The sequence below is a fragment of the Chamaesiphon sp. GL140_3_metabinner_50 genome (assembly GCF_025361915.1).
In the GTDB taxonomy this organism is placed as follows: Bacteria; Cyanobacteriota; Cyanobacteriia; order Cyanobacteriales; family Chamaesiphonaceae; genus Chamaesiphon.
On record NZ_JANYJC010000091.1, the window covers coordinates 1 to 26,127 of the forward strand.

The window sequence follows — 26,127 nt, forward strand, 5'->3', positions numbered from 1 at the left end:
CGGCCACTTAATCCCCAATTGCGGATCGTTCCAAATCAAGCCTCCCTCATCGCCAGGAACGTAAAAATCGGTACACTTATACAAGAATTCGGCACTATCGCTGAGTACGCAAAAACCGTGGGCAAAGTTTTCGGGAATATACATCTGCTTATGATTTTCAGCAGATAAAATTTCACCGTGCCATTTACCAAAAGTGGGCGAATTCTTACGGATATCGATCGCGACATCGAATACGGTTCCTTGGGTAACTCGGACTAATTTACCCTGCGGATAACGGAGTTGAAAATGTAAACCCCGCAGGACATTTTTGGTAGAGTAAGATTGATTATCTTGGACAAATGGCTTGGGAATACCTAACTCGGCATACTTTTTTTGTTGGTAAGTTTCGAGAAAGTAACCGCGACTATCGGTAAAAACTGGCGGTGCGAACACGATTACTTCTGGAATCGAACTTTTTAGGATTTCCATTAGTAGTTACGCTCCTTCTGCGGCTAATTTGAGTAAATATTGACCGTAGGCATTTTTCGCCATCGTATTGCCGATCGTGACTAATTTGCTAGCATCGATGTAGCCCATTCTAAAGGCAACTTCTTCAATACAGGCAATCTTTAATCCTTGACGCTGTTCGATCGTTTCGACAAAAACGGAGGCTTGCAGTAGACTATGGTGGGTACCAGTATCCAACCAGGCGGTACCGCGACTGAGTTTATCTACTTTAAGTTGTCCCATGTCTAAATATTTCTGATTGACACAGGTAATTTCTAGTTCGCCGCGTGCGGAAGGTGCGATGTTATGGGCGATATCGACAACTTGATTGTCGTAAAAATATAAACCAGTTACGGCATAGTTAGATTTAGGATCGATCGGTTTTTCTTCGATCGAAACTGCCGCACCTTCTCGATCGAATTCTACTACTCCATACCGTTCTGGATCGCTGACATAGTAACCGAACACCATCGCCCCGGTAGTTAATTTGGCGGCGTGCTGAAGGCTGATACTCAAGCTATCGCCATAAAAAATGTTATCGCCCAATACTAGGGCGACTGAATCGTTACCGATAAACTCTTTACCGATGATAAAAGCCTGAGCCAAACCTTCTGGTTTAGGCTGCGGCGCGTAACTAATCGACAAGCCGATTTGCGATCCGTCGCCTAATAACTCCTCAAATAAGGGGAGATCGTGCGGAGTCGAAATAATTAAAATTTCCTGAATGCCTGCCAGCATCAGCGTAGACAAGGGATAATAAATCATCGGCTTGTCGTAGATGGGCATCAGTTGTTTGGAAATTACCCGCGTTAATGGGTATAACCGCGTACCATAACCGCCAGCTAAAATAATTCCCTTCATGCAGCGACTCCCAAACGTTGTTGCTGATAGTTATCGGCGGTGACAGTATCGCACCATGCCTGATTGTCAATGTACCATTGGACGGTACGGCGCAAACCAGAATCGATATTTTCTTGTGGCTCCCAACCGAGTTGGGTGTGAAGCTTGGTAAAATCGATCGCATATCGTCGATCGTGTCCGGGTCGATCGGTGACAAACTGAATCAACTTATGATGGGGACAATTGGGCGATGTGGGTAGCAGTTCGTCTAAAATCGCACAAAGCTGATTTACCAACCACAAATTATTGCGTTCGGCATTACCGCCCACATTGTAAGTCTCACCGGGTACGCCTTTAGCTAGTACCAGATCGATTGCCCGACAATGATCTTCTACATACAGCCAGTCTCGCACATTCTGACCGTCGCCGTAAATTGGTAATGGTTTACCTGCTAAAGCATTGAGAATTGTCAGCGGTAACAGTTTTTCGGGGAACTGATACGGGCCATAATTATTCGAGCAATTGGTAATTAAAGTCGGTAGCCCGTAAGTGTGGAAGTACGATCGGACTAAATGATCTGAGCTAGCCTTAGATGCCGAATAAGGGCTGTTAGGCGTATAAGGAGTAAGTTCGGTAAAAGCTGGCTCATCGGGCGTGAGGGAGCCAAATACTTCGTCTGTGGAGATATGTAAGAACCTGAAGCCAGCACGCGCATCGTCGCCGAGCTGTCGCCAATATTGACGGGCGCATTCTAACAGATTGAAGGTACCATTAATATTAGTCTCAATAAAGCTAGCAGGGCCATCGATCGATCGATCGACATGAGTTTCCGCCGCAAAGTTAACGATCGCCTGTGGATGGTACTTTGCGAGTAAACTATCGATAAGCTGTCGATCTCCGATATCACCCTGAACGAATATATGTCGATCGTTACCTGCAAACTGCTCGACTGTGGCTAAATTCCCAGCATAGGTCAATTTATCTAAATTAACGATCGTCAGATCGCTACGATCTGCCATTAGTGAGACAAAGTTTGAACCGATAAATCCCGCCCCACCCGTCACTAAAATATAGTTTTTGCTCATTCTATCTAAATCGATGGATAATCTACGTCAAATATAACAGCAGATCTGCCCACCTCAGCCCCTTTATTTAAAAGTCGCTATTTGAAGTATCGCGCAACAGCTTTTTACCTAGTTCGCTTCTAACCAAATTGGATCGCCACACCGAATGCTCCCCGATCTCAAGACAGACGCGCGGATTCCGGCGATCGAGTTATTATGTTGTGCAGTAGTTCGCAAGATATTCAAGTCAGTCGGTAAATCGGACTGGGCAACCGTCGTCACTACGCAACGCGGACAGGCGGTATCGATACTCAGGCACACTTCATCACCGATAGTCATCTGGCTACCCACCCAATCATTTTCGATAAAGGTGCTTTCAGCCGCTGTTGGCTCGATGAAAATATTGGGACGAAACCGTGCTGGCTCAAATTGCCCTTCAGGATATAGGTGTTGTAATCTAGCCAATGTCGCAGTTGTCAGTGCATGAATCGGACAGGAATCAAAAAAAGTGCCAGCAGGCATAAATAACTGCGTAACTGTATCTCGATTTGCCGCTCCTTCGAGATCGGGCCAATATTGGTCTAAGCTAGGTGTTTCTGGCACTGTCCTCAATAACTCTACATCTCGCCCCAGCAATTGGGACAGAACCCGATCGATATTACTATCGTTACTAGTAGCGAGATCGCCATCCGGCAGCGCAAATCTCACTGGCGGCATCGCTGCTTGAGGTTGGGGAGATTTTATAAATGTCGCTTGAAACTCTAGCAATTTCGCCCATTTTTTAGGATTTTTGGCACTAGCAATCCGCTGAGTCTGGATATCCCACAGGGCATAGGCTCGATCGCCCAATACCCCTGTAGGTGTTACTTCTACTGCATCTAATCGTTCGCCCAGCATGGATTTGACTGGATATCGCCACAGTGAGGTAACTTTACCTACTAAAGTTCGAGTCATGGTTTGCTCCGGTTAGAAATTACATAACCTCAGTTTCTCCTAGCGGAGAGGCTACGCCAACGGGTTAAGGATATTTGCTTTGCACCAACACCGCCTCCGATTGAAATCGGGGCTAGTATCACAAAGTCCGCCTGCGGACTTTGCATTACAAGCCGAGACTTCCAGTCTCCAGGCATTTATTAACCCAAACTCACGTTAATTACCTAATCTTAAACAGCAAGATACTTATGAAATAAATCGTCAGTCAGCTCGGCTGTTTCACCATCTACTACAACCACGCCTTTCTCCATAATGAAGAACTTGTGAGCGATTTGCCGCACAAAATCAACCTTGTGTTCGACGACGATCAGGGTAATACCCTTCTCCCGATTAATTCGCTTCAAAGTCTCCTCAATTTCTTGCACGATCGAGGGCTGAATGCCCTCTGTTGGTTCATCTAGCAGCATAATCTTCGGATCGCTCATCAATCCCCGCGCAATGGCTAATTGCTGCTGTTGTCCGCCACTCAATAAACCGCCTTGACGATTCAGATGCTGCTTGAGCATCGGAAAAAACTCAAAAATTTCATGCGGAATTTTGCTGGATTTCTTCTTTCCAGCCGACAGTCCCAGTTTGAGATTATCCAACACAGATAGATAAGGAATGATTTCTCTACCTTGGGGAATATACGCAATCCCAGCACGGGCACGCTTGAAGATGGGCAACCGTGTGATATTTTGAATATCAAAGATAATATTGCCCGACAACACCTTATTTAAGCCAATGATGCTGCGTAAGAGCGTAGTTTTCCCTACACCATTGCGTCCGAGGATACAAGCAATCTCACCTTGATTAACAGCCAGATTGGCACCAAACAAAACAGGTGTTTGTCCGTAAGAAACAGTCACATCATTTACTTCAAGCAGCATCGATTTGTTCGCGTCCTAAATATACTTCAATTACTTTGGGATTCGATTGGACTTCTGCGACCGAGCCTTCGGTCAACTTTTCACCTTGATGGAGAACCACAAGTCTTTGGGCAATTTGTTTGACAAACTCCATGTCGTGCTCGATTACCACCACAGAATGGCTGGTGGCAATTGTCTTAATGATTTCGCCAGTCGCATAAGTTTCATCGGCAGTCATCCCCGCAGTTGGTTCGTCTAGTAGCACTACTGCTGGATCTTGAGCGAGTACCATCCCGATCTCGACCCACTGTTTTTGTCCGTGTGATAGCGAGGAAACTTTAGCATAGCCTTGTTCTAATAAGCCGATTCGATCGAGCACGCTGATAATTTTATCTTTCTTGGCAGTTGTGAGTTTAGCTTTGATGGATGAAAACACACCATGAGTACCTTTGAGTGCCAGTAAAATATTGTCGAATACTGACAGCTCATTATAGACATTAGGGTTTTGAAATTTGCGACCGATGCCCATCCGGGCAATATCGTGGGGGCTTTTATTGGTAATATCCTGACCTTGATAATATACATGTCCTGAAGCTACCGGAGATTTGCCGACGATCGCATCGAGTAATGTACTCTTACCAGCTCCATTCGGGCCAATAATGGTCACGATTTCATTAGTACCGACATCTAAATTAACGCCTTTGAGTGCTTTGAAACCAGAAAAAACTACCTTGAGATCTTTGACTGATAAAACAGACGCTTGCGAATTCATAGTACTTTTAATTTTAAGTTTTCTCTAATTTATTAGAACTACTTGAAAACAACTTATTTGGTAACAAGCTCATTAGTCCGTCCGGCAAAAATAGCACCACCACCATAAGAATGATGCCGACAATCAACTGCCAATCCTGGGTAATTCGATCGACTGAATTTTGGAGCTGACCTAATAAAATTGCGGCGATGACTGGCCCAAATAGCGTACCGCGCCCGCCCACCGCAACCCAGATTACAATCTGAGTCCCAAAAGCCACCCCTAGATAAACTGGTGAAATAAAATTGTTGAGCGGTACGAATAAACCGCCGCAGATCCCAGCAATTGCCGCAGAAAGTGTCCAGACAAAAATCTTAAAACTAGCAACATCATAGCCCAAATAAGAAATACGCTTCTCGTTCTCTTTAATAGAGCGCAGAATTAATCCAAAGTTAGATTTTGTCAGCCACCAACTACCCGCGATCGTCAAAGTTGCAAAAGCCAGAATGATAAAATAGATGCCAATCGGCGGTACAACCATCCCAAACAAAATCAGCTTCGAGACATCGGTAATCCCATTGGTGCCGCCTGTATAGGCTTGCTGACTGACAAAGAAAGTGGTTAATGCTGACGCGATCGCTAGCGTAATTACGGTGATATAAACACCACTAACTTTAGACCGAAAAATAAACGAGCCGATCGCGTAAGCAAACCCCGCTGGAATCGCTACCATCGCCACGATCGCAACTGGAAAATACTGTAAAGGTGCAATAAACCAAGGTAACTCTTTCAACCCGTTCCACACCATGAAATCGGGAACGGTACCACCATAATTATTAGCAGCAGCAGATAAATTTAGCTTGAGATAATATGCCGTCGCATATCCGCCCAAAGTGAAAAATACACCGTGGGCAAAGCTTAAAATACCCGTGAATCCCCACACCAAATCGAGCGATACACCTAATATTCCAAACAACAGCAATTTTGCCATCAAGTTGGTTTGGAAGGTGCCAGCTACAAATGGGAAAATTATAAATATCAGTAAAGCTACTAAATTAATAATCTGCCATTTCTTCGGAATAAAGCTTGACTGTTGAACTTGACCGAGTGCTTGTGCCATTCTGAACGCTCCATTGTGATTTAAAACTTGGTATTAACCGCGCTTCTGAACTGTAAATAGACCTTCTGGACGGTAACGAATTAGAACGATGACCGCAGCTAAGACGATGACTCTAGCAGTAGGATCGTTGAGTAGATATGCGATCGCGGCATTTGATTCACCAATCAAAACCGCACCCGCCAACACGCCGACTAACTTGTCCACACCGCCAGCCACCACGGTCATCCAGGCATCTACTAGGTAATCTTGTCCCATCGCTGGGGCGACACTTTTGAGCGAAGCGATGACTGTTCCTGCTACTCCGGCTAGCCCGCAGCCATAAGCAAATGTGAGCATATCTACCAGACTGGTATTTACACCCAAACACCTTGCCATTTCACGATTTTGAGTCACTGCGCGAACTTCTCTACCTAAAGTCGTACCGTAGAGTAAATAGGCTGTAATTCCTAACAGCAGCAACGCCATAAAGATGATAAACAAGCGGTAATAGGAAATTTCGATCGCTTGTCCGCCAATTGTAAATGGTGTCCAGTTGCCGCGAATATACGGCGGTGCTTTAACGTACTTGAGTTGAGCAGTAAAGATCAGCTTAACGACACCTTGAAGGACGATACTCAGCCCCCAAGTAGCGAGTAGGGTTTCGATCGCACGTCCGTATAGTCGCCGGACGATTGTGACTTCTACCAATGCGCCGACTAAGGCTGTAAACAAAAACGAAAATGGAATTGTCATCAATAAATCCATTTTAAAATTGCTTTGCAATACGAAGGTCGTGTACGCTCCAAGCATGATGAATTCACCATGCGCGAGGTTGATAATCCGCATCACCCCAAACGTAATCGATAGCCCCAAACCCGTCAGCAGGAGGATACCAACAATCCCCACCCCATTTAAAAGCTGATTGGTAATTGCCACCGGATCGATCGCTTTTGCTGGCGGACTGGCTTGGGCCAAATACACTAACGAAGATATGGCATTAAATGGCAAAACGTTCATATTTTCCCGACCTAAATCGTGTCGTGTTTTGTAAGTGTTAAATAAATGTAGCAATCCTAACTCAGATATTATGTTTGCTGCATTACCTTCTGCCAAGGCATAGCCGCAAACGTGCGAACGGGACAATACACCTGACGATATCCCGATCGATCGAATAAGATTGCTAGATAATCTCTGATTCCGCCCGGAATCAGAAATTGTTTGTTAATTGCTAGCAGTTTATGGTTTGTCTAGGAAAGCAACTGGAATTGGTTTCTTCGTCTCCACGATCGAACTAGCACGAGTGTCTGGGGTCTTATGAACGCACATCCGACCCTTATACAGTGCCTGACTCCACGGAATCGGCTTCACCGCAGCCTTGGTTGCAAAGACAATTTCTGCCTGTCCATCAGCCTTCCACTTGCCAATCCGGGAATAGAGGTAGGTATGGTAGTTGTCAGCATCAGATTTGACTGTGCCCTGGGGAGCCTTAAATTCTTGACCTCTGGTTGCTTCGCGCAGATTAGCCGTGGTAAATTCTTTCTTCTCTTTGGCGCATTTTTCCATCGCCTGTGCCATAAAAAAGGTTTGGATGTAAGCGGCTTCCATCACACCATTGGTAACGCGATCCTTACCAAATTTTGCCCGGAATTGCTCCACAAATGCCTTATTTTCAGGTGTATCAACTGTTTGAAAATAGTTAAAACTACTGAAGTGTCCTTCAGCAAACTCTGGCCCCATTGCCTGAATTTCTTCTTCTGTCGTGGGGAATGCCATGATCGGAATTTGTTTGGAAGTGATGCCAGCATCCTTGAGCTGCTTATAAAAAGCGGGAATGCTATCGCCGACTAGATTGCTTAAAATAAAGTTAGGCTTGGCTTGCTTGATTTTGTTAATAATGGTGATGAATTCCGTCGTACCCAGTGCCGCGTACTCATCGCCGACAACCGTACCGCCACCAGCAACTAGCTCGGCTTTGGCAATCCGATTGCTCTCTTTGGGATAGATATAGTCAGAGCCGATAAAAAAGCCTTTCTTACCAAAGTTTTTAATACAGTAAGGAATCGAATCGGTAATTTGTTGATTCGGTGCCGCCCCAGTGTAGAAAACGTTCGAGCTACATTCATTCCCCTCATAATAGACAGGATAGTAGAGCAATCTATCTTTTTCTTCAAATACTGGTAAAACTGATTTGCGGCTGGCTGAAGTATAACAGCCCAATACACAAACAACTTTATCTTCATCAATTAATCGCTTCGACATTTGGTTGTACAAATCCCAGTTAGAATCTGGGTTGACAACTACTTTTTCCAGCATCTGCCCATCAATGCCCTTCTTCCCAGCCCAAGGCCCCGTGCCTTCGTTGATTTGATCGATCGCCAGAAATGTTGCATCTTGTAAAGATTTTTCAACAATCGCGATCGAACCTGTCGTTGAATACATTACGCCAACCTTAATCCCTTTTTTGCCATCTGCGGCTGAAGCTGTGGCTGGGGTTGCTCCTGTCGTAGCTGGTGCCGGATCTTTAGCCGCATCGCCACCGCTCTTGGCACAAGCAACTACAATACTGCTAGCAGCAGCCAAAGAACTATACTGGATAAACCGACGACGGGTAATCGCACTCAATAAACCCTTAGGATGAGGCAACTTTTTCATTAACCGAAACGCTCCTTAACTATTAGCAAGAATCACACCAAAAAAATAATTGACTTTGAGTTTTTACACAATTATTTAGAGAAGATCCTAATGCTGATATCTTGATAGCTGTGTATTGTAAGATACAAATCTCGATATTTTGTCAAGATTTAGACTAATGGCTGAGTTGCTACAAATCGAATGATTTCGGTGATATGCTATTATTAATTCTCTGACGATCGCCAACTAAAAACAGATTGAATAGTTAACGTTATTTGTTAAATCTGTCTTACACACTAATATCATGCTGAAGCTAGAAAATAGATTTTCAGATCGCAAAAAAACGGTACAGACTAAATAAATTAATCTGCACCAGGGTCGATGCTTATCGTATTTTTCTAACTATAAACAAGCAACTTATTAATGCAAGCTGATGTTATTTTGCTAGTTCGCTGTTAAACTCATTAAAGCTCCGACGTTTGAGTTCTACGGAGTCTTTACGTGGTAACAAATCGAAGACATTTCGCATGGCATCATCTACTTTTTCAAATGAAATTAAACCTGCTTCATTGAGCTGAACTTTGCCATTTTTATCGACAACTACAGTTTGTGGAACGGTACCACCATAATAGTATCCTGCCTCAGTTTCTGGATACTTTTTGTCTAGAGCCAGACTATCGACTGTTACGGGAATGAAGCTGGCTGCTTTGCCATAGTAGCCTTGCAATTGAGAAATTGTGGTTGAATATTTCTTGCAGTCGGTACTATCATCAACGTAGAATACAATTAAAGCTGGTTTCTTAGCTCTTAAAGAATCTGCCAATGAAATTTTTGCCGGAACTAGCGAACCGTTACCAGCATATAAAACAAACACATTTCCATCGTATTTATCATCCTCGATTCCGGCAAAAGCTGGCGCAGATAACAACCAAGTAAAAACCAAGATTGATGTGACGATAGCTAGTTGCTTTAACCATTTATTAGTTAAGCTTTTTACCAATCGAGTCAAGATCGATCGGTCAGATCGATCGAGTAATATTTGAGACATATAAATTAGCTAAATATAGCTGCTAAGAATTCAGAGATCGAGCGACATAATCATTGTTAAAGCTAGGTTGAAAGCCACCACCCTTAAACTTCAACTACCTTCACTGCTTCGAGCATCCACGAGAAATAAAAACGAGTTTTCGTTGTCGCTTTCCGGTTGATGGTAAAACCCTGTGCTTCCAAAATTTTGACTATATCTGTCTCTTTATGAAGATAAGAGCGGGTAGCCTTACTCGCACCAGGGAAAAAACTCCCAATCTTTTTGAGCACACTAAAACATGGAGTTTTGGGTGCAAAACTAATAATCAGCCGCGATTGAGCCATCGATGCTAGATGCGAAATCATTTCGGCAGCTTTGGCTTGGGGATAGTGAATCAACACATCCAAACAAATCACGGTATGGTAACTACCAGTCAAACTTTCGAGATCGCTAACGCTGAAGCTAGGGTTATCATTATTACCGAACAGTTTGGCTGCAATTTCCTGCCCTTCGCCCACCATTTTTTCGGAAATATCGCTAGCACTGACGATGGCTTTGCGCTCCGCCAGGGGAATGCTCAACACGCCCGTACCACAGCCCGCATCACAGATGGATAATCCTGGCAGGTTATTATCTGCATCCAACCACTCTAACAGCGTGTCTACAGTCTGCTGGTGCCCGGTACGGATATCGAGCTGTACCTTATTAACCTCGCCATCACCATAAATCCGCTGCCATCGCTCGAACCCGGTATTGTTAAAATATTCCTTGACTACAGCCTTGTCATCTACTAAGTCCATTGAAATTTAGGTATAAAATTTTATTGCTATCGGTAGATTACTATAGCAGGCGATCGGGGGTGTAGGGTAGGATTGTTGAGCCGAGCAACCCTGTTCTAGGGTCGATATCATTCTACTCGATCGCCATGCAACATCATTACTCCACACTGTTAGATATTCCTAAATCTTTGGCACTCCCAACAGTTATCTGCCTAGATGCTTTTGGCACGCTATTTGGCGTTAGGGGTAGTGTCGGTCACATCTACAGTGAAATAGCGAGTAAATATGGTGTCAAATGCGCGCCCGATGTAGTTAATAAATATTTTTATTCAGCTTTTCAAAACTCTACTCCCTGTATTTTCCCTGGCGTTCCCACTTCAAACATACCAGCGTGTGAATATCAGTGGTGGCGAGAAATCAATCGTCAGACATTTACCGCAGTGGGAGTCATCGAGCAGTTTGAGGATTTCGATCTGTTTTTTGGAGATTTGTATCGCTATTTCACCACCCCAGCCGCTTGGGAAATTTATGCCGATGTAATACCAGCTCTGACCAACTGGCAGCGATCGAGAGTAAAATTAGCAGTAGTATCTAATTTTGACTCGCGGCTGCATACCGTCCTCGAAGTATTGAAATTAGCTGGCTACTTCTCGACAGTGACAATTTCTACCGAAGTTAGTGCGGCTAAACCCCAACCCGAAATCTTTACCGCAGCTCTAGCAAAATATCCATGTTCGCCTCAATCTGCATGGCACATCGGCGATAGCTTGGAAGATGACTATCTTGGTGCTGGTAATGCTGGTTTGACAGCAATCTGGTTGAATCGTGCTTGAGTGGGGAGATGGGAGTAAGGAGTAAGAAGTATAGTAGTTGCCATGTTGCTTAGGACACAAACCCGACTTTTCCAAAAAGTTGGGTTTGTAGCAGCACTAGTTCTACTGTCCTAAAACCTAAAACCTAAAACCTAAAACCTATCCCCTACCACCTCGTTGCGTTTTGCTCTAATCTAGAGGTTAATCAGATCCTTACTGTCATTTACGGAGTTTATCTAAAGTGAGTAGCGTTACAGTCATCAATGATGCCCAATTTGAAAGTGAAGTTTTACAAGCAGAGTTACCTGTATTAGTCTACCTGTGGGCGGCGTGGTGTGGGCCGTGTCGGTTAGTTTCACCATCGATCGACTGGATTGCGAATAATTATGCCGATCGGGTTAAAGTAGTCAAAATGGAAATAGATCCCAATCCCGCAACCGTCAAAGCTTACAAAGTAGAAGGTGTTCCGGCAATTCGACTATTCAAAGGCGACGAACTCGTTCATGCGTTAGAAGGTGCGATTACTAAAGATAAACTCACCACTATTCTAGATAGCAATCTTTAGCATCGATCGGTAAAAATAAGTATGGCATGAGAGAGTGTCTGAAAAGTATAATTGCTCCGTTCATGGTGGGTAAATCCCCCTGAATCCCCCTTGGAAAGGGGGACTTCCGGATCCGGTTCCCCCCTTTCCAAGGGGGGCTAGGGGGGATTTCTAGGATTCACGCTTAATAGATTAGACTTTTCAGACACCCTCTGAGTATCGATCTCCGACAATCGATCTAAGCATGAATGATAATTGCCTGAAATTTAGATGGTTACTTCGGATCCACTCAGTAATCAAGGCAATACCCACCCTAACTTCCTAAAACCTAAGACCTAAAACCTAAAACCTAAAGTCCAGAACCATGCAGTTTTCTAAACGGCTCCAACCATTAAAAAGCAATGTATTCGCCGATATGGATCGGGCAAAGGGACGCGCGCTGGCATTGGGACAGGAGATAATCGATTTATCGTTAGGTTCGTCAGACTTACCTACCCCGCCGCACGTTATCGAGGCAATTCAGTCAGCATTAATCGATCCGAGTACGCACGGTTATTTGCTATTTAATGGTACGCGATTATTTCGCGAAGCCGTTGCTAATTGGTATACTAATAAATATGGAGTAAATATCGATCCAGAAACCGAAGTATTGCCGCTGATTGGTTCTCAAGAAGGTACGGCGCATTTACCACTGGCAATCTTAGAACCGGGCGATGTCGCATTACTGATGGATCCTGGCTACCCCTCTCACGCTGGCGGCGTGTATTTAGCTGGCGGTGAAATTCACCCGATGCCCTTACGAGCGGAAAATGGATTCTTACCCGTACTGGCTGATATTCCGGCTGCAACCCTCGCGAAATCGCGAATGATGGTATTGAGCTATCCACACAATCCTACCACCGCGATCGCCCCCCTAGCCTTCTTTGAGGAGGCTGTTGCCTTTTGCCAGCAACATAATCTGGTATTAGTGCATGATTTCCCCTATGGAGATCTGGTATTTAGCGATCTTAGGGTACCATCGATTTTACAAGCCGATCGAGAGAAAAGTGTTTCGATCGAGTTTTTTACGATGTCTAAGTCCTATAATATGGGCGGCTTTAGAATCGGTTATGCGATCGGGAATCGGGACTTAATTCAAGCCTTGCGCCAAGTTAAGGCGGTAGTCGATTTCAATCAGTATCTAGGCATTTTAGATGGTGCTGTTGCCGCACTCAATAGCGAACAAAGTTGCGTCAGCCATACTGTCGATACTTTCAAACAGCGGCGCGATACTTTTGTCACCGCTCTAGCAAATATCGGTTGGGAAGTACCCACACCCGCAGCGACAATGTATATCTGGGCAAAGCTCCCCCCACAATGGGCGCACGACTCGATCGCATTCTGTACGGAATTAGTCGCTCAGACAGGTGTAGCCGCCGCACCAGGGGTCGGATTTGGTAAATCTGGAGAAGGTTATGTGAGATTTGCGTTAGTACACGAGCCAGCTAAATTACAGCTTGCAGTCGATCGGATGGCAAAATTCTTGTAGCTACTGTCTTACGTTACCAAACTTTCAGACCCAATTATCGGTACAATCGCTACAGATGCTCTCGATCGCACTTCAACTTTAGTACCATTTCGATATCGACCGATCGCTCATCAATTCTCTATACCCCTATTTTCTAGCCTATGTTGCCTGCAAAAACACCTACAGAGGCGAGTGGATTTAAGGCTCTACTCAAAAATCGCTCGTTTTTATTGTTGTGGCTGGGGCAAATTTTTTCACAGGTTGCCGATAAAGTATTACTAGTAATGTCGATCGCGTTACTTACCACTTACAATATACCCGTTAAATATGCGGCATCTTCAGGCTCTTATTTAATGGTATCTTCGACGATTCCAGCCATTTTATTTGGTGTGGCGGCGGGGATATTTGTCGATCGTTATCCAAAAAAGCAAGTAATGGTAGTCTCAAATATCTTGAGAGGATTGCTAATTTTATTATTACCAATTTTGCCGAAAGAATTTGCAATCTTATTATTAATTAACTTTACAATCTCAGTGGTTATGCAAGTGTTTACACCAGCAGAATTATCGGCGATTCCACTGGTTGTCAAGCAAGAAAATTTGCTCACCGCCAATGCATTATTTACAACCACATCGATTACTTCCTTAATCTTTGGCTTTGGAATTGGCGAACCAATTTTGACTGCGGTAACTAATATTAGTAAAAATGGTTCCCGCGAGATTTTGGTAGCGTCTCTATATTTTATAGCCGCTGGACTCGTACAATTAGTAGCAATGCAAGAACGGATCGACACTAGCAAACAAGCTAGGAGAGCGAATCCCTGGCATGAATTAAAAACGGGATCCCAATATCTGGCGAGTAATAAATTATTATTGAGCGCGATGCTGCAATTAGCAGTATTATTTTCGACGATCGCAGCATTACTCGGACTATCGATTAAACTTACATCTGAAGTTGGCTTGAAGCCCGAACAATTTGGAACTTTAGTGGCTCCATTAGGGATCGGATTAGTATTAGGTGCGGGAATTTTAGGACATTTTGGTAGTCGCATTCAGCAAAAAATATTACCATTAATCGGATTTATGAGTATGGGTATCACCTTGATTTTATTTACATTCGTGCATGAATTATTATTAGGAATAGTTTGTGCTGGTATCTTAGGATTGGGTGCTTCATTAATTGCCGTGCCAATGCAAACGCTCATCCAAGAAAAAACTCCAGAATCGATGCGGGGCAAGGTGTTTGGGTTCCAGAACAATGCTGTTAATATTGCCGTTGCCGTGCCACTAATTATTGTGGCACCTTTAGCCGAAAAGTTTGGTTTGCCACCTGTATTATGGGGAATGAGTGGTATTGTCACTGTTGCTGGTATCCTCGCTTGGGATAGCACTCGCCATGTTTTAGATGATGCGCTGTAGGCAACGCCTTTACCCTTTACCCCCTTACCCCTTCACTAGCCTATGTTGCCTGCAAAAACACCTACAGAGGCGAGTGGATTTAAGGCTCTACTTAAAAGCCCTCAGTTTTTATTTTTATGGACTGGGCAAATTGTCTCGCAGGTTGCTGATAAAATATCGACGGTCATGTCGATTGCTTTATTAACGACATATCACGTTCCCGTCAAGTATGTAGCTTCTTCTAGTTCTTATTTGTTCATCGCAACAACAATTCCCGCGATTTTATTTGGGGCAGCAGCGGGCATATTCGTCGATCGCTATCCTAAAAAAAAGATTATGGTAATTGCGGATATTATCCGAGGTTGCCTAATTTTATTATTACCAATTTTGCCGAAAGAATTTACAGTTTTATTATTAATTAACTTTTTAACTTCGACTGTAACCCAAGCATTTGCGCCAGCAGAACAGTCGGCAATCCCGTTAGTCGTAAAACCAGAAAATCTGTTAACTGCCAACGCCCTATTTACGACGACCTCCACAGGTTCGGTAATTGTCGGCTTTGGCATCGCACCCACAATTTTGGGTGCTGTTACTCAGCTCGGTCAAAATGGTTCGCGAGAAATTTTGGTGGCTTCACTCTATTTTATCGCAGCCGGGTTGGGACAATTAGTAAAAATCAACGAACCGATCGATCCTCGTCATCACTCGCAGCATGTTAACCCCTGGCACGAGTTGAAAGTAGGATTTGACTATATCCGCAGCAACAAGTTATTGTTGAGTGCCATGCTCCAATTAGCCGTCTTCTCGGCGACAATTGCGGCATTACCCGTACTCGCAGTTAAACTTACCGCTGAAGTAGGCTTAAAAACCGAAGAATTTGGCTTCTTAGTAGCACCAGCCGGAATTGGATTGGTACTTGGTGCTGGAATTATCGGACATTTTGGCAATCGCATTCAGCAACAATCGTTACCATTAATTGGCTTTATCGCCATGAGTGCCGTGCTTGCCACATTTACCTTCGTGCAAAGCTTATGGCTGGGATTGTTATGTGCGGGAATTTTAGGATTAGGAGCCTCTTTAGTTGCCGTACCAGTCCAAACACTAGTTCAAGAACGCACGCCAGAATCGATGCGTGGCAAGGTATTTGGATTCCAGAATAATGCTGTGAATATTGCAGTGGCTGTGCCATTAGCCCTCGCTGGCTCTTTGACCGAGCAATTTGGGCTGCAAGCAGTATTATGGGGAATGAGTTTTATTGTGACTGTGGCTGGGATTTTGGCATGGAATAGTACTCGCCATGTTTTAGAAGATGGGGTTTGATAGCTCCTGCTAGCGATGTCCCCTATGCCGCCGTGCCAGCTTTTTGGCGGTGCCTCTCCACAGGGAAACTAATGGAATAGCAGCGATGGCTAACGGGAAAATTAAGCCATAATACTGTGTAGAGATAGTAATCCAAGCGATCGCTAAAAATCCACCGCCAAATAGCAGCCAGCCAGAAATTAGCACCCACCATCGCACATTTCCGCCCCCCAATGTTCTCAAAACTCTGGCTCTGAGATAAATTTCACCCATTGGATCTAACGCAGAGGGCACTCGATCTTGGTACGGTGAGTGCCGCGTGGGTGGGATCTCAATAAAGAGGTTATCTGGATTCTTATTATTCATCATCTGGTACCCAAGGATCGATCGGCTAACTCGATTGCAGCTTGTCATGTATCCTCGCATAGTTTTGAAGTATTTTTGCTCGCCTCGATCGACACACAGCAAAATGGCTGAGGCAATGTGATTTGAGTCTGGTTATATTAGTGATATGAGGTCAAGCGATTCGATTCAAATAAATCAATTGACTTCTTGATTATTTTTTATAGTAATGCTGCTACTCATTTGCACTCATTACGAAGAGAAATCGGGGTTTAAATTTAAATGGCGGTCGTTAGCAAAATAACGACCGCCATTTTTTTTTAAGGCTGGTTATCCTCATCCCAAATTTCGACAAATTTTCGATAAGGTAATCGATCGGCACAATACCACAATATTTTATAACATTCTAATGCTAACGGAGATCGATCGCCCAGCTCGATTCCAGTCACTAGATCTTTTAATGTCATTACTACCAATGGTAATTGTTCGTCTACTAATACTTCCTTGAGATATTCACCAGTCCGTTTATAAAAGCTCGATGGTTGTGCGGAAGATATTAATTGTAATAAGGTATTTACGGCTAGTCGATGTCCGGGTTGGAACTTACCTAATTGATATGCATAGCGGCGTTGAGTTTCGGCATTATTAATAGTTATTAGTTTACTTTCGAGTTCGGCAATTGCAATATCGCTACCGTATTGACGCGCTATTTTTTTGTGTCGATTGCGAGTGCTGCTGGGCAAGGTTTGTTTGCTCGTAAGCTCTATTTGGCTAACAGGATGCGCGGGATAAATTTGACGCAGGTTTTCTAGTGCAGCAACTCGCTCGTTCTGAAGATCGCGCTCTGCTGTTTTAGTTGTTAATGGCGATTCAATGATTGCGACAATGGTATTAATTGCCAGATCGAACAATTCTCGATTTTCATTAGTGACTGATATGCTATCTAGTAATAATTTGCCGAGTGTAAATGCAGCTTTACGGGTGAGAGATATAGTTTTGTTAGTGCCAATAATATCTACCAGTTTGGCGATTGCTGCTTGGTTATATTCGGAATCAATTTTAAATAATGACTCACACATTTTAATACAAAGATCGCCATTATATACAGATGCTATCGCAGTGGCTAATGCCTGAATAGCAATTGAATTTCCTGGATCGAATACTTTGCCTAAACTATGCGCGGCTTGCCATTTCAGGAAGGGATTTTCGATAGCCTGGATAAATTTTTCTAGTCCTGCAATTGCCGCTATTCGATCTGCTTGTCTGAGTGCCAATCTTGCACCATCTTGAATTGGGAGGGGATAAAATTGCCAAATAGTTAGATCGGGAATAAATTCGGCAAATCGCCATGCCAATAATCGATCGATAATATTAGTTGCACGGCTCGATTCGGGAAATTCTGCCAGTGCGGCGGCGGCAAGAAAATAAGCCCGATAATAATAACAGCCACCGCAATTTTTATCGAAGTTAATTAATGCTTCGATACAGGCTTCTTTATCAAGATGGGAAATATCGCCTCTCCCAAACCAGAACAAAATTGTTTCTTGCCAATCGGGACTGAAAATTGGTAGTTGACGATTGAGATCGCCAGTAAAAAAGTAGTGCCAATCGGTTATCGATCGAGCGGCAAAGTATTCCTGAAAAGTGGAATGATAAAAAGCATATATTCTAGAGCCAGTTGCGATCGAAATTCCAGTTTGATTCAACCAACCTAGTTGTAAGGCTAGTTCGAGTAACTCTGGCGTGAGGCATGTTAATACGTTGTGATGATGGAGTCGAAAGCGGACGTGTTGCTTTTGGTTCGATTCTCGTTCCGAGAGGCTACGCCAACGATCGGTATTTTTATCTACATCTGGCGATGAGGTTATAGCTTGAAAGGCTAATTTACCAAGCGCATCATTTAACTGTTGGCGTTGAGCTAAACTCGTGGTAAACCTGTCTTGTTTCCAGTCATAAATAGTATCGGTAAATTGTTGATAGAGGCTGGCTTTAGTACTAGGCAATTTGCCTTGAGTTCGCAACCAATATCGACATAATAGAGCTAATCGCAGCGGATTTTTAATAGCATCTCGCAGTTGCTGGTATTGAGGTCGATCGAGTTCTAATAACAATTTTTCGCTGAGATCTGGTCGATCTTTAAACCAGCCCTGCATAAATTGGTGAATGCGATCGACCGACCGATTGTAGCCGCGATCTAAGCCTAAATTTCGATAAGTAGTAAAATTTTCAAGCACATTTTTACCGCTATCCCAAACATTCGATCGACAGGTAACAATTATATGTGCCGCACCGATCCAGCCCTGTAATTGACGGGCTAAATTGCCCAGAGCAATACTCGGATCGATCGCCATTTCATCGATCGCATCTAATAGCAACCAGACTCTTCCTGTCTGAAATTGATTGACTAAATCTTGTTGCATTTTTGGATCGATCGCGATCATTTTAGTTGCTAGTTTTAGCCAGTCTTGTAAAAGATAATTTTCGAGGCTTTCGCCCTGAAGATCGGCAAGTGAAATCCAAATTGGTAATAATTGTCGATCGAGCAATCCAGCCGCTAACTTTTGCAAGCAAGTCGTTTTACCCGAACCAGGTTCGCCGATAATCCCAATTCGATTTGGTTCGGTATTAGTTACTAATCGAGCTAATAATCGATCGGGATCGCGTACGATATTTTGCCCAATTTCCTCACCACCGTCATCGATGCGGTCGCGCACCTCAAAAATAGGTTCTGGCGATCTTTCCATCAATCCTAGCGGCACATAGACCTCTGCTAGGCTAAATTTAATCCGGTCTTCTACCATTAAAGGATTGGTCGTAATCCGATAATAGTGTTGGGCAGTCAGGCTCGATTTTACCAACTCCCTCCACTCATCCGTTCTCGCTGTTGTCATCCCAGCATCAGCTAGATTTTGCAGTGATTTTCGTCGATCCCATTCAGTATCGAATTTATGAATATTTGCCGATCGATCGAACCTGTCATACCATAAAATTAAGGTAAAGTGCCAAGTCTCCGAGCCACCTTTACTAGTGCGGTTGTCTTCGATAATTTCGATAAAATCAGTCAAGCATTTAATCGATTCTTTAATCTGTTCGCTACTAAGTTCGATGCCAGCTAACTGAACTAATCGTTCTAGATATCTAACTTTCGTCCGGATCGCACAGCGTTTATCGGTTTGCCAATTAAGCTGAATATCTCGCTGCAAGTTTTCTAATTGTCGCTCGTCCCCATCTAATTCATCATTGGCATAGTCAAGCAACACGCTGAAGAACTGCGCGGCACGTTGTTTGACTGCATTACCATAATTTGAACGAGGCATATTTTAGGGAATAGGGGATAGGGGGACTGGGGAACTGGGGGACTGGGGAACTGGGAGACTGGGGGACAAGGTGATAGAGAATTAGCAGTAATCATCTTCCTTACTTCTTACTTCTTACTCCTTATTCCCATCTCCCCGCTCTCAAATACTGCTATGATAGTGGGTCGATCCTTTGCTAAAACACATCATGTTTCCTGACAATTTGCCTGCGGATGCTTCTAGCGAGCTGCCTACTCACAGCCAGTCATTGAAACAAGGGGATGTAGTAGAAATTGAAATTACTGATATTAGCGAGAGCGGCGAAGGTGTTGGGCGAGTGGGGAATCAAGTTGTATTCGTCCCTGATACAGTCACAGGCGATGTCATTACCGCCAGACTCGTTACCGTCAAACGTCAGTACGCTCATGGTAAATTACTCGAAATAGTCACAGCTTCACCTCACCGCGTGCGTCCTAGTTGTATCGTGGCTGATAAATGCGGTGGTTGTCAATTGCAACATATCGACTATGACTATCAGTTAACCGCCAAAGAAAATCAGGTCATTCAAGCTCTCAAACGGATTGGTGGCTTTGCCGAACCGCCTGTCGCACCGATTCTCGGCGCGCAAGGCAACTTTGCTTACCGCAATAAAGTTACCTATCCATTAGGTGTGAGCGATTCGGGTAATATTAAAGCTGGATACTATCGTAAAGGTACACACCAAATTGTCAATCTCAATCAATGTCCGGTACAAGACGAGCGGTTAAACCCCCTACTCGCAGAAATTAAGCAAGATATTCAAGATCGTGGGTGGCAAATTTATCAACCCGAAAGTAAGGGAGCCAGAGAACCAGGTGCGCGTCGCACTGGAGTACAAATCGTCGTCAGTCAGTACGCAGATCCTGGTGTAACAGATCGTGGTGTTCCGAAACCTAAGCTGCGGAATCGACCGATGGTGACTGAAATTACACCCGTACCCGACAATAGTCCTAAATTCCGACACTTATTATTGCGGATCGGTCGGCGGACGGGTGAGATATTATTGACGCTGGTAGTTACCGATTTCAACATTCCCGATATTGAAGGTCAAGCACAGCGATGGATGCAACGCTACCCAAATCTGGTAGGAGTATGTCTCAATCTGAACGAACGACCCACAAATAATATCTTTGGTACCGAAACTCGGTGTGTCGCCGGACGGGAATATATTAGCGAAACCTTTGGTAATCTTCAGTTCCAGCTCAAGGCGGATACTTTTTTCCAGATCTACACCGAACAAGCCGAAACGATCCTGAATTTAATTATCGATCGAGCTGGATTTACAGGTACGGAAACCTTAATCGATGCTTATTGCGGCATCGGTACGTTTACACTACCACTATCCAAACGGGTTAAGCGAGTAGTGGGCATCGAAGTACACGGCACGTCTGTAGTCCAAGCCAGAGCCAACGCAAGGCTTAATGGTATCAATAATGTCGAATTCCGCACTGGTGAAGTCGAAGAGGTATTACCAGCAATGGAAATGACCGCCGACGTTATTTTACTCGATCCGCCGCGTACTGGCTGCGATCGCGCCGTTCTCGATGCGCTGACGGATATGCAACCAGCACAGATTATCTACATCAGTTGTAAACCTGCGACGCTAGCCAGAGACTTGCAAGTGTTGTGCGAACAAGGTAATTACCAACTTACCCACGTTCAACCTGCTGACTTTTTCCCCCAGACTGCACATGTAGAGTGTGTCGCCTTTTTAACAAGAGCCGAACCCGTTGTGCAGCCTATCGACTAACCGCCAGATCGTTGGCGGAGCCTCTCCACGGGAGAATCGATCTGACCGATTTATCTCAGTCAAAAGGCGGATAACCGACCATCCGGTTATCCACCCATATTGGGAGTTGAAACTGCCCCAATCGATTGAGGGGAAAGCTTTTGAACGCATATTTATCGGATAATTTAATTTGTAGTTAAAGCACACTCTCGATCTAGGTATCGATCGGCTCAAAATATTGCCAGCTAAGGATAATTTCGATTTTACCTGCCGATATAGCTGGAGAATACGGGTGTTCTGATATACAAATGCTACGGTCGATCGCCTAGACTAACAAAAAAAATTTAATTATAATAGAAGACGTGGACATCAAATCATCTATCAAAAGGAGTATTTACTCCCGGCAGATCGAACTACCGTCCACACCCGAAAGTCACGCTGTTTTTTTAAGCAGTTTGCGATTGTAATCCGGCAAGAGTGCTATACGAGGATTAAGAGATTGCTATGGTATTAAGTCCAGTGAAGTCTGAATGGGATAAAGTGAGTTTTGCATCGACACTTTTTCTCTGTCCGATCCTTGATGGTTTGTTGTCAAGAGTACCTGGTAAATGGCAGGCAGAAATTAGATTAGGACTCCAAGAAGCGTTAGTAAACGCCGCCAAACACGGAAATAACCTCGATCCCCACAAGCAGGTTATTGTCCGTTTTTATTTTGAAGAAGGAGCATATTGGTGGATCGTCTCCGATGAAGGCTGTGGCTTTCGTCCGCCAACACATGAAGTGGCTCCCGCACCTATAGAACGCACTCGTCAAGAACAATCTGCCAATTTATTGCCTCAGCTCGAATCAGAATCAGGACGTGGTATGTTCCTGCTGCATCAGATATTCGATCGAGTAGTTTGGAATCGTCAAGGTACTGAAGTTTCGTTGTGCAAACAACTATCTTCGCAGATCGACCGGGAACCATTATTGAGTTAGCTACAGTATACTTCAAATCGATCGAATTTAGTAGTTGAAATTCGAGAATTGTGGATACATTACGCCCATTTTTTGAGAAAATAGTTTCAATCTAGTGCTGGCAGTGCGGTACAGTCGGGTGACCATCTAGATCTGAAGCTTATTCCCATTCAATTATTAATACTTAGACGATGCCGTTAATGCTTCGAGAGATCGAACGAGGTCTTGGTGGAGTTTTTTAGCACCAGTTTTACTGGAAAATTGTTGATAGTCGTTTACCTGTAGTGGTTTGCCAAGTTCGATGGTAACGCGATCGCGAAATTTGGGATAGGGATGCTCATAGTCGAGGTTAATTGGAATAATCTTGAGATCTAGATCTGGCTTTAACGATAACGCTTGCGTGGCAATCCGAGTCAACCCTTCCTTGAGCGGATGCAACACCCGATCTCGCATGAGATTACCTTCAGGGAAAATTGTGAGCATTTCGCCTTGATGGAGCAATTCGATACTATGACGAATCACGGCTAGACTGGGCTTGGTGGTATCGATCTCAAAGCACCCCAATCTTCGCAATAACCAGCCTTGAATTCCCTTCATTTCATCAGTAGTCACCATAATTCTCGAACTTCTACCCGTGACATACGGCCCAATGGCATAGGCAATCAGCAGCGCATCCCATCTCGTCCGATGAGTGGGGGCAAGAATTACAGCACCCGTGTGGGGAATATACTCTTTACCGATGATTTCAATCTCGCGAAAGAAGCCAGGAAGAACGATATATTGGCCGAGGGGATGAATAATTTTGGTCAACCACGGCGAAACTCGCGATTGGACGGGTTGACTGGAGTGGAGCGGAGAATTTTCAGATTTAGGATTAGTGAGTTCGGAGCCAGCCATAGCAGTTAAAAGATACGATCGATTCAGATATCCCTACTTTACCCAAATGGGAGAGCGATCTCGAAAATCGACATGACAGTTATTTAAGTGCCACAAATTAATAATTTAATTTGCCTCTGTGGATTCAATTACCCCCTAGAATAGATAGACACAAACAGAAGCCGCCCTCACAAGAGAATAGCGCGAAGAAGTGCAGCCGTTTCTGGGAAGATCGAGTTTAAAAAAATTTATGTCAGATAACAAACGCAGTCAGGCTATTACTCAGGGCGTACAACGCTCTCCCAACCGGGCGATGCTTCGTGCCGTTGGCTTTGGAGATAATGATTTTACCAAGCCGATCGTCGGTTTGGCAAATGGTTATAGTACGATTACTCCCTGCAATATGGGGATTAATAAACTTGCACTCCGCGCTGAGGCTGCACTCAGAGCGGCGGGATCGATGCCGCAGATGTTTGGGACGATTACGATCAGCGATGGCATTTCGATGGGTACCGAGGGAATGAAATACTCACTCGTATCGCGAGAAGTAATTGCCGATTCGATCGAAACTGTCTGTAATGGACAGAGTTTGGATGCGGTGCTGGCGATCGGTGGATGTGATAAAAATATGCCAGGGGCGATGATTGCGATCGCACGGCTGAATATCCCGTCGATTTTTGTCTATGGGGGCACGATTAAGCCCGGACACCACAACGGCAAAGATCTCACCGTCGTCAGCTCATTTGAAGCCGTCGGACAATTTAGTGCGGGTAAAATCGACGCAGCAGAACTCACCGCGATCGAGCAAAAAGCTTGTCCTGGTGCGGGTTCCTGCGGCGGGATGTTTACTGCCAATACCATGTCATCGGCGATCGAAGCGATGGGGATGAGCATCCCTTACTCCTCCACGATGGCGGCTGAAGATGAAGAAAAAGCCATCAGTGCCGAAAAGTCTGCCTACGTCCTCGTCGAAGCCGTCAGAAACCAGATCTTACCTCAGCAAATATTGACCAGGAAAGCCTTTGAAAATGCGATCGCCGTAATTATGGCAGTCGGTGGGTCTACCAATGCCGTCTTGCACCTGCTAGCGATCTCTCGGACGATCGGCGTACCCCTATCGATCGACGATTTTGAAGTAATTCGCGGCAAAATCCCCGTCATTTGCGATCTCAAACCTTCTGGTAAATACGTCGCCACCGATTTACACAAAGCTGGCGGCATTCCCCAAGTCATGAAAATCTTACTAGAGCATGGCTTATTACACGGCGATGCACTCACCATCAGCGGTCAAACCGTCGCCGAAGTCCTCGCCGATACCCCTAGCACCCCTCGCGCCGACCAGGATGTCATCCGCCAGTGGGACAATCCCATGTACGCCCAAGGGCACCTCGCCATCCTCAAAGGCAACCTCGCCACCGAAGGCGCAGTCGCCAAAATTACTGGAGTCAAAAAGCCCGTCATTACTGGCTCCGCCCGTGTATTTGAATCTGAAGAAGCCTGCTTAGATGCGATCCTCGCCGGAAAAATTGTCGCGGGAGATGTCATCGTCATCCGCTCGGAAGGCCCCAAAGGTGGCCCCGGAATGCGGGAAATGCTCGCCCCTACTTCAGCAATTATCGGTGCTGGATTGGGCGATAGCGTCGCGCTGATTACTGATGGACGCTTTTCTGGCGGTACCTACGGTATGGTAGTCGGACACGTCGCGCCTGAAGCCTATGTCGGCGGTACGATCGCACTCGTACATGAAGGGGATAGTATTACGATCGACGCTCCTGCTCGGTTATTACAGTTAAATGTCTCTGATGCCGAATTAGTCGAGCGTCGCGCTAACTGGCAAGCACCCGCACCGCGTTACACTACGGGGATCTTGGGTAAATACGCTAAATTGGTGTCTTCGAGTAGTTTGGGTGCCGTAACAGACATGGATCTGTTTTAATCGATTCCCGCAGGCGAAACTCGTGTTATTGCAGTTGCCATGTCGGTTAGGACACAAACCCGACTTTTCCAAAAAGTCGGGTTTGTAGCAGCACTAGTTGTACTGTCCTAACCACCCTGGCGATTGCTAAACTTACCCGTACCCAGCCGTTGAGCGCGGTAAATCCCCACATTGCCAGAGCATAGATAGCTGCAAATACAGGCAATTCCCGCATAGCTAGCCGTGGGAACACCGAATAATTCGATCGCCATTAATGTCGAGGCTAGTGGCGTATTAGCGGCTCCAGCAAATACGCTGACAAAGCCCATTCCAGCGAGTAGTGGCGCGGGTAATATTGTTAGTGGCGCGATCGCATTTCCCAAAGTTGCACCGATGTAAAATAATGGCGTAACTTCTCCGCCTTTAAATCCCGATCCGAGACTGAGTGTGGTGAAAGCAATTTTGGCGGCAAAATCCCACGGGGGTAATTGAGTATTAAAAGCACTCACGATCGTCGGAATTCCTAAACCAATATACTTAGTAGTACCGAGAACTTGAATGGCGATCGCGATTAAGACCCCACCAATTAGGGGACGAAACGGCGGATAGCTAATCTTCGCCTGAAAATATACCGCAATTTGATGCGTCAGGGTCGCAAATAGCCTTGCTGCGAGTCCAAAGATCCCCCCTGCAACGATTGATGTTAAGATGCCCCAGATTGTCAATTCGGGGACGATCGGAATCTGATAAACTTGATGGTGCAATCCCCAGGCTAGCGTAATTCGAGCGCCAATAATTGCCGCGATCGCACACGGAAACAATCCATCGTAGCGCAACGTCCCGATCGTTAACACTTCCAGCCCAAAGACCATTCCGGCTAGTGGCGTTCCAAATAC

The 26,127-nt window shown here is 44.8% G+C and carries 23 protein-coding genes; 8 read left to right on the forward strand and 15 right to left on the reverse strand.

All coding sequences use genetic code 11. The features are described from left to right. The 11 genes from rfbC to bchM all read right to left on the reverse strand — a co-directional run. The coding region (rfbC, locus tag Q0R35_RS04755) for a dTDP-4-dehydrorhamnose 3,5-epimerase (RefSeq protein WP_295614942.1) at positions 1–468 on the reverse strand (468 nt) is incomplete at its 3' end. Positions 469–474: 6 nt separating this feature from the next. Beyond that, complete coding sequence (gene rfbA, locus Q0R35_RS04760) at positions 475–1,347, reverse strand: glucose-1-phosphate thymidylyltransferase RfbA (protein WP_295614943.1); 873 nt, start codon at positions 1,345–1,347, stop codon at positions 475–477. After that, positions 1,344–2,411 (reverse strand): dTDP-glucose 4,6-dehydratase, encoded by a 1,068-nt coding sequence (gene rfbB / locus Q0R35_RS04765; protein ID WP_295614944.1) that lies wholly within the window; start codon positions 2,409–2,411, stop codon positions 1,344–1,346. Before rfbB ends, rfbA begins: the two co-directional genes overlap by 4 nt. Before the next feature lie 108 nt (positions 2,412–2,519). Further along, positions 2,520–3,344: an MOSC N-terminal beta barrel domain-containing protein gene (locus Q0R35_RS04770; protein ID WP_295614945.1), complete on the reverse strand. Its 825-nt coding sequence runs from the start codon at positions 3,342–3,344 to the stop codon at positions 2,520–2,522. Positions 3,345–3,553: 209 nt separating this feature from the next. Next, the gene (urtE, locus tag Q0R35_RS04775; protein WP_295614946.1) at positions 3,554–4,252 is read right to left on the reverse strand and encodes an urea ABC transporter ATP-binding subunit UrtE; all 699 of its coding nucleotides are present in this window, start codon (positions 4,250–4,252) and stop codon (positions 3,554–3,556) included. Further along, positions 4,242–5,003: an urea ABC transporter ATP-binding protein UrtD gene (urtD, locus tag Q0R35_RS04780; protein ID WP_295614947.1), complete on the reverse strand. Its 762-nt coding sequence runs from the start codon at positions 5,001–5,003 to the stop codon at positions 4,242–4,244. Before urtD ends, urtE begins: the two co-directional genes overlap by 11 nt. Positions 5,004–5,016: 13 nt before the next feature. Then, on the reverse strand, positions 5,017–6,102 hold the full coding sequence (urtC, locus tag Q0R35_RS04785) for an urea ABC transporter permease subunit UrtC (protein ID WP_295614948.1): 1,086 nt from the start codon (positions 6,100–6,102) through the stop codon (positions 5,017–5,019). Between the two features lie 33 nt (positions 6,103–6,135). Then, complete coding sequence (gene urtB, locus Q0R35_RS04790; RefSeq protein ID WP_366944825.1) at positions 6,136–7,098, reverse strand: urea ABC transporter permease subunit UrtB; 963 nt, start codon at positions 7,096–7,098, stop codon at positions 6,136–6,138. A gap of 219 nt (positions 7,099–7,317) precedes the next feature. Continuing rightward, positions 7,318–8,733: an ABC transporter substrate-binding protein gene (locus tag Q0R35_RS04795; protein ID WP_295614950.1), complete on the reverse strand. Its 1,416-nt coding sequence runs from the start codon at positions 8,731–8,733 to the stop codon at positions 7,318–7,320. Positions 8,734–9,148: 415 nt separating this feature from the next. After that, positions 9,149–9,760, reverse strand: coding sequence for a thylakoid membrane photosystem I accumulation factor (locus tag Q0R35_RS04800; RefSeq protein WP_295614951.1), 612 nt, complete (start codon positions 9,758–9,760; stop codon positions 9,149–9,151). An 83-nt stretch (positions 9,761–9,843) separates the two neighbouring features. Then, the gene (bchM, locus tag Q0R35_RS04805) at positions 9,844–10,539 is read right to left on the reverse strand and encodes a magnesium protoporphyrin IX methyltransferase (RefSeq protein ID WP_366944823.1); all 696 of its coding nucleotides are present in this window, start codon (positions 10,537–10,539) and stop codon (positions 9,844–9,846) included. Positions 10,540–10,664: 125 nt separating this feature from the next. On the opposite strand from bchM, the gene Q0R35_RS04810 reads away from it, so the two are divergent. The 5 genes from Q0R35_RS04810 (at position 10,665) to Q0R35_RS04830 (ending at position 16,098) form a co-directional block, all read left to right on the forward strand. After that, entirely contained in the window at positions 10,665–11,351 is a 687-nt protein-coding gene (locus Q0R35_RS04810; protein WP_295614952.1) for an HAD-IA family hydrolase, read from the forward strand. A 220-nt stretch (positions 11,352–11,571) separates the two neighbouring features. Then, positions 11,572–11,895: a thioredoxin domain-containing protein gene (locus Q0R35_RS04815; RefSeq protein ID WP_366944824.1), complete on the forward strand. Its 324-nt coding sequence runs from the start codon at positions 11,572–11,574 to the stop codon at positions 11,893–11,895. Between the two features lie 343 nt (positions 11,896–12,238). After that, entirely contained in the window at positions 12,239–13,402 is a 1,164-nt protein-coding gene (locus Q0R35_RS04820; protein WP_295614953.1) for an LL-diaminopimelate aminotransferase, read from the forward strand. A 140-nt stretch (positions 13,403–13,542) separates the two neighbouring features. Beyond that, positions 13,543–14,799, forward strand: a complete 1,257-nt coding sequence (locus Q0R35_RS04825) for an MFS transporter (RefSeq protein WP_295614954.1) — start codon at positions 13,543–13,545, stop codon at positions 14,797–14,799. A gap of 42 nt (positions 14,800–14,841) precedes the next feature. Beyond that, positions 14,842–16,098 carry an MFS transporter gene (locus Q0R35_RS04830; RefSeq protein ID WP_295614955.1) on the forward strand — a complete coding sequence of 419 codons (1,257 nt, stop codon included), beginning with the start codon at positions 14,842–14,844 and terminating at the stop codon, positions 16,096–16,098. A 9-nt stretch (positions 16,099–16,107) separates the two neighbouring features. On the opposite strand, the gene Q0R35_RS04835 is transcribed toward Q0R35_RS04830, so the two are convergent. Both Q0R35_RS04835 and Q0R35_RS04840 read right to left on the reverse strand, forming a co-directional pair. Next, a complete protein-coding gene (locus tag Q0R35_RS04835; protein ID WP_295614956.1) occupies positions 16,108–16,350 on the reverse strand; it encodes a hypothetical protein in 243 nt (80 codons plus the stop codon). 389 nt (positions 16,351–16,739) lie between these two features. Then, positions 16,740–19,736, reverse strand: a complete 2,997-nt coding sequence (locus tag Q0R35_RS04840) for an NACHT domain-containing protein (protein ID WP_295614957.1) — start codon at positions 19,734–19,736, stop codon at positions 16,740–16,742. A gap of 187 nt (positions 19,737–19,923) precedes the next feature. On the opposite strand from Q0R35_RS04840, the gene rlmD reads away from it, so the two are divergent. Further along, the gene (gene rlmD, locus Q0R35_RS04845) at positions 19,924–21,504 is read left to right on the forward strand and encodes a 23S rRNA (uracil(1939)-C(5))-methyltransferase RlmD (RefSeq protein ID WP_295614958.1); all 1,581 of its coding nucleotides are present in this window, start codon (positions 19,924–19,926) and stop codon (positions 21,502–21,504) included. A gap of 483 nt (positions 21,505–21,987) precedes the next feature. Continuing rightward, positions 21,988–22,461, forward strand: a complete 474-nt coding sequence (locus Q0R35_RS04850) for an anti-sigma regulatory factor (RefSeq protein ID WP_295614959.1) — start codon at positions 21,988–21,990, stop codon at positions 22,459–22,461. Between the two features lie 156 nt (positions 22,462–22,617). Here Q0R35_RS04850 and Q0R35_RS04855 read toward each other — a convergent pair whose 3' ends face one another. Next, entirely contained in the window at positions 22,618–23,337 is a 720-nt protein-coding gene (locus Q0R35_RS04855; protein WP_295614960.1) for a 1-acyl-sn-glycerol-3-phosphate acyltransferase, read from the reverse strand. A gap of 229 nt (positions 23,338–23,566) precedes the next feature. Here Q0R35_RS04855 and ilvD point away from each other — a divergent pair, with 229 nt between their 5' ends. After that, on the forward strand, positions 23,567–25,252 hold the full coding sequence (ilvD, locus tag Q0R35_RS04860) for a dihydroxy-acid dehydratase (protein WP_295614961.1): 1,686 nt from the start codon (positions 23,567–23,569) through the stop codon (positions 25,250–25,252). 107 nt (positions 25,253–25,359) lie between these two features. On the opposite strand, the gene Q0R35_RS04865 is transcribed toward ilvD, so the two are convergent. After that, on the reverse strand, positions 25,360–26,127 hold a 768-nt coding region (locus Q0R35_RS04865; RefSeq protein WP_295614962.1), incomplete at its 5' end, for a chloride channel protein.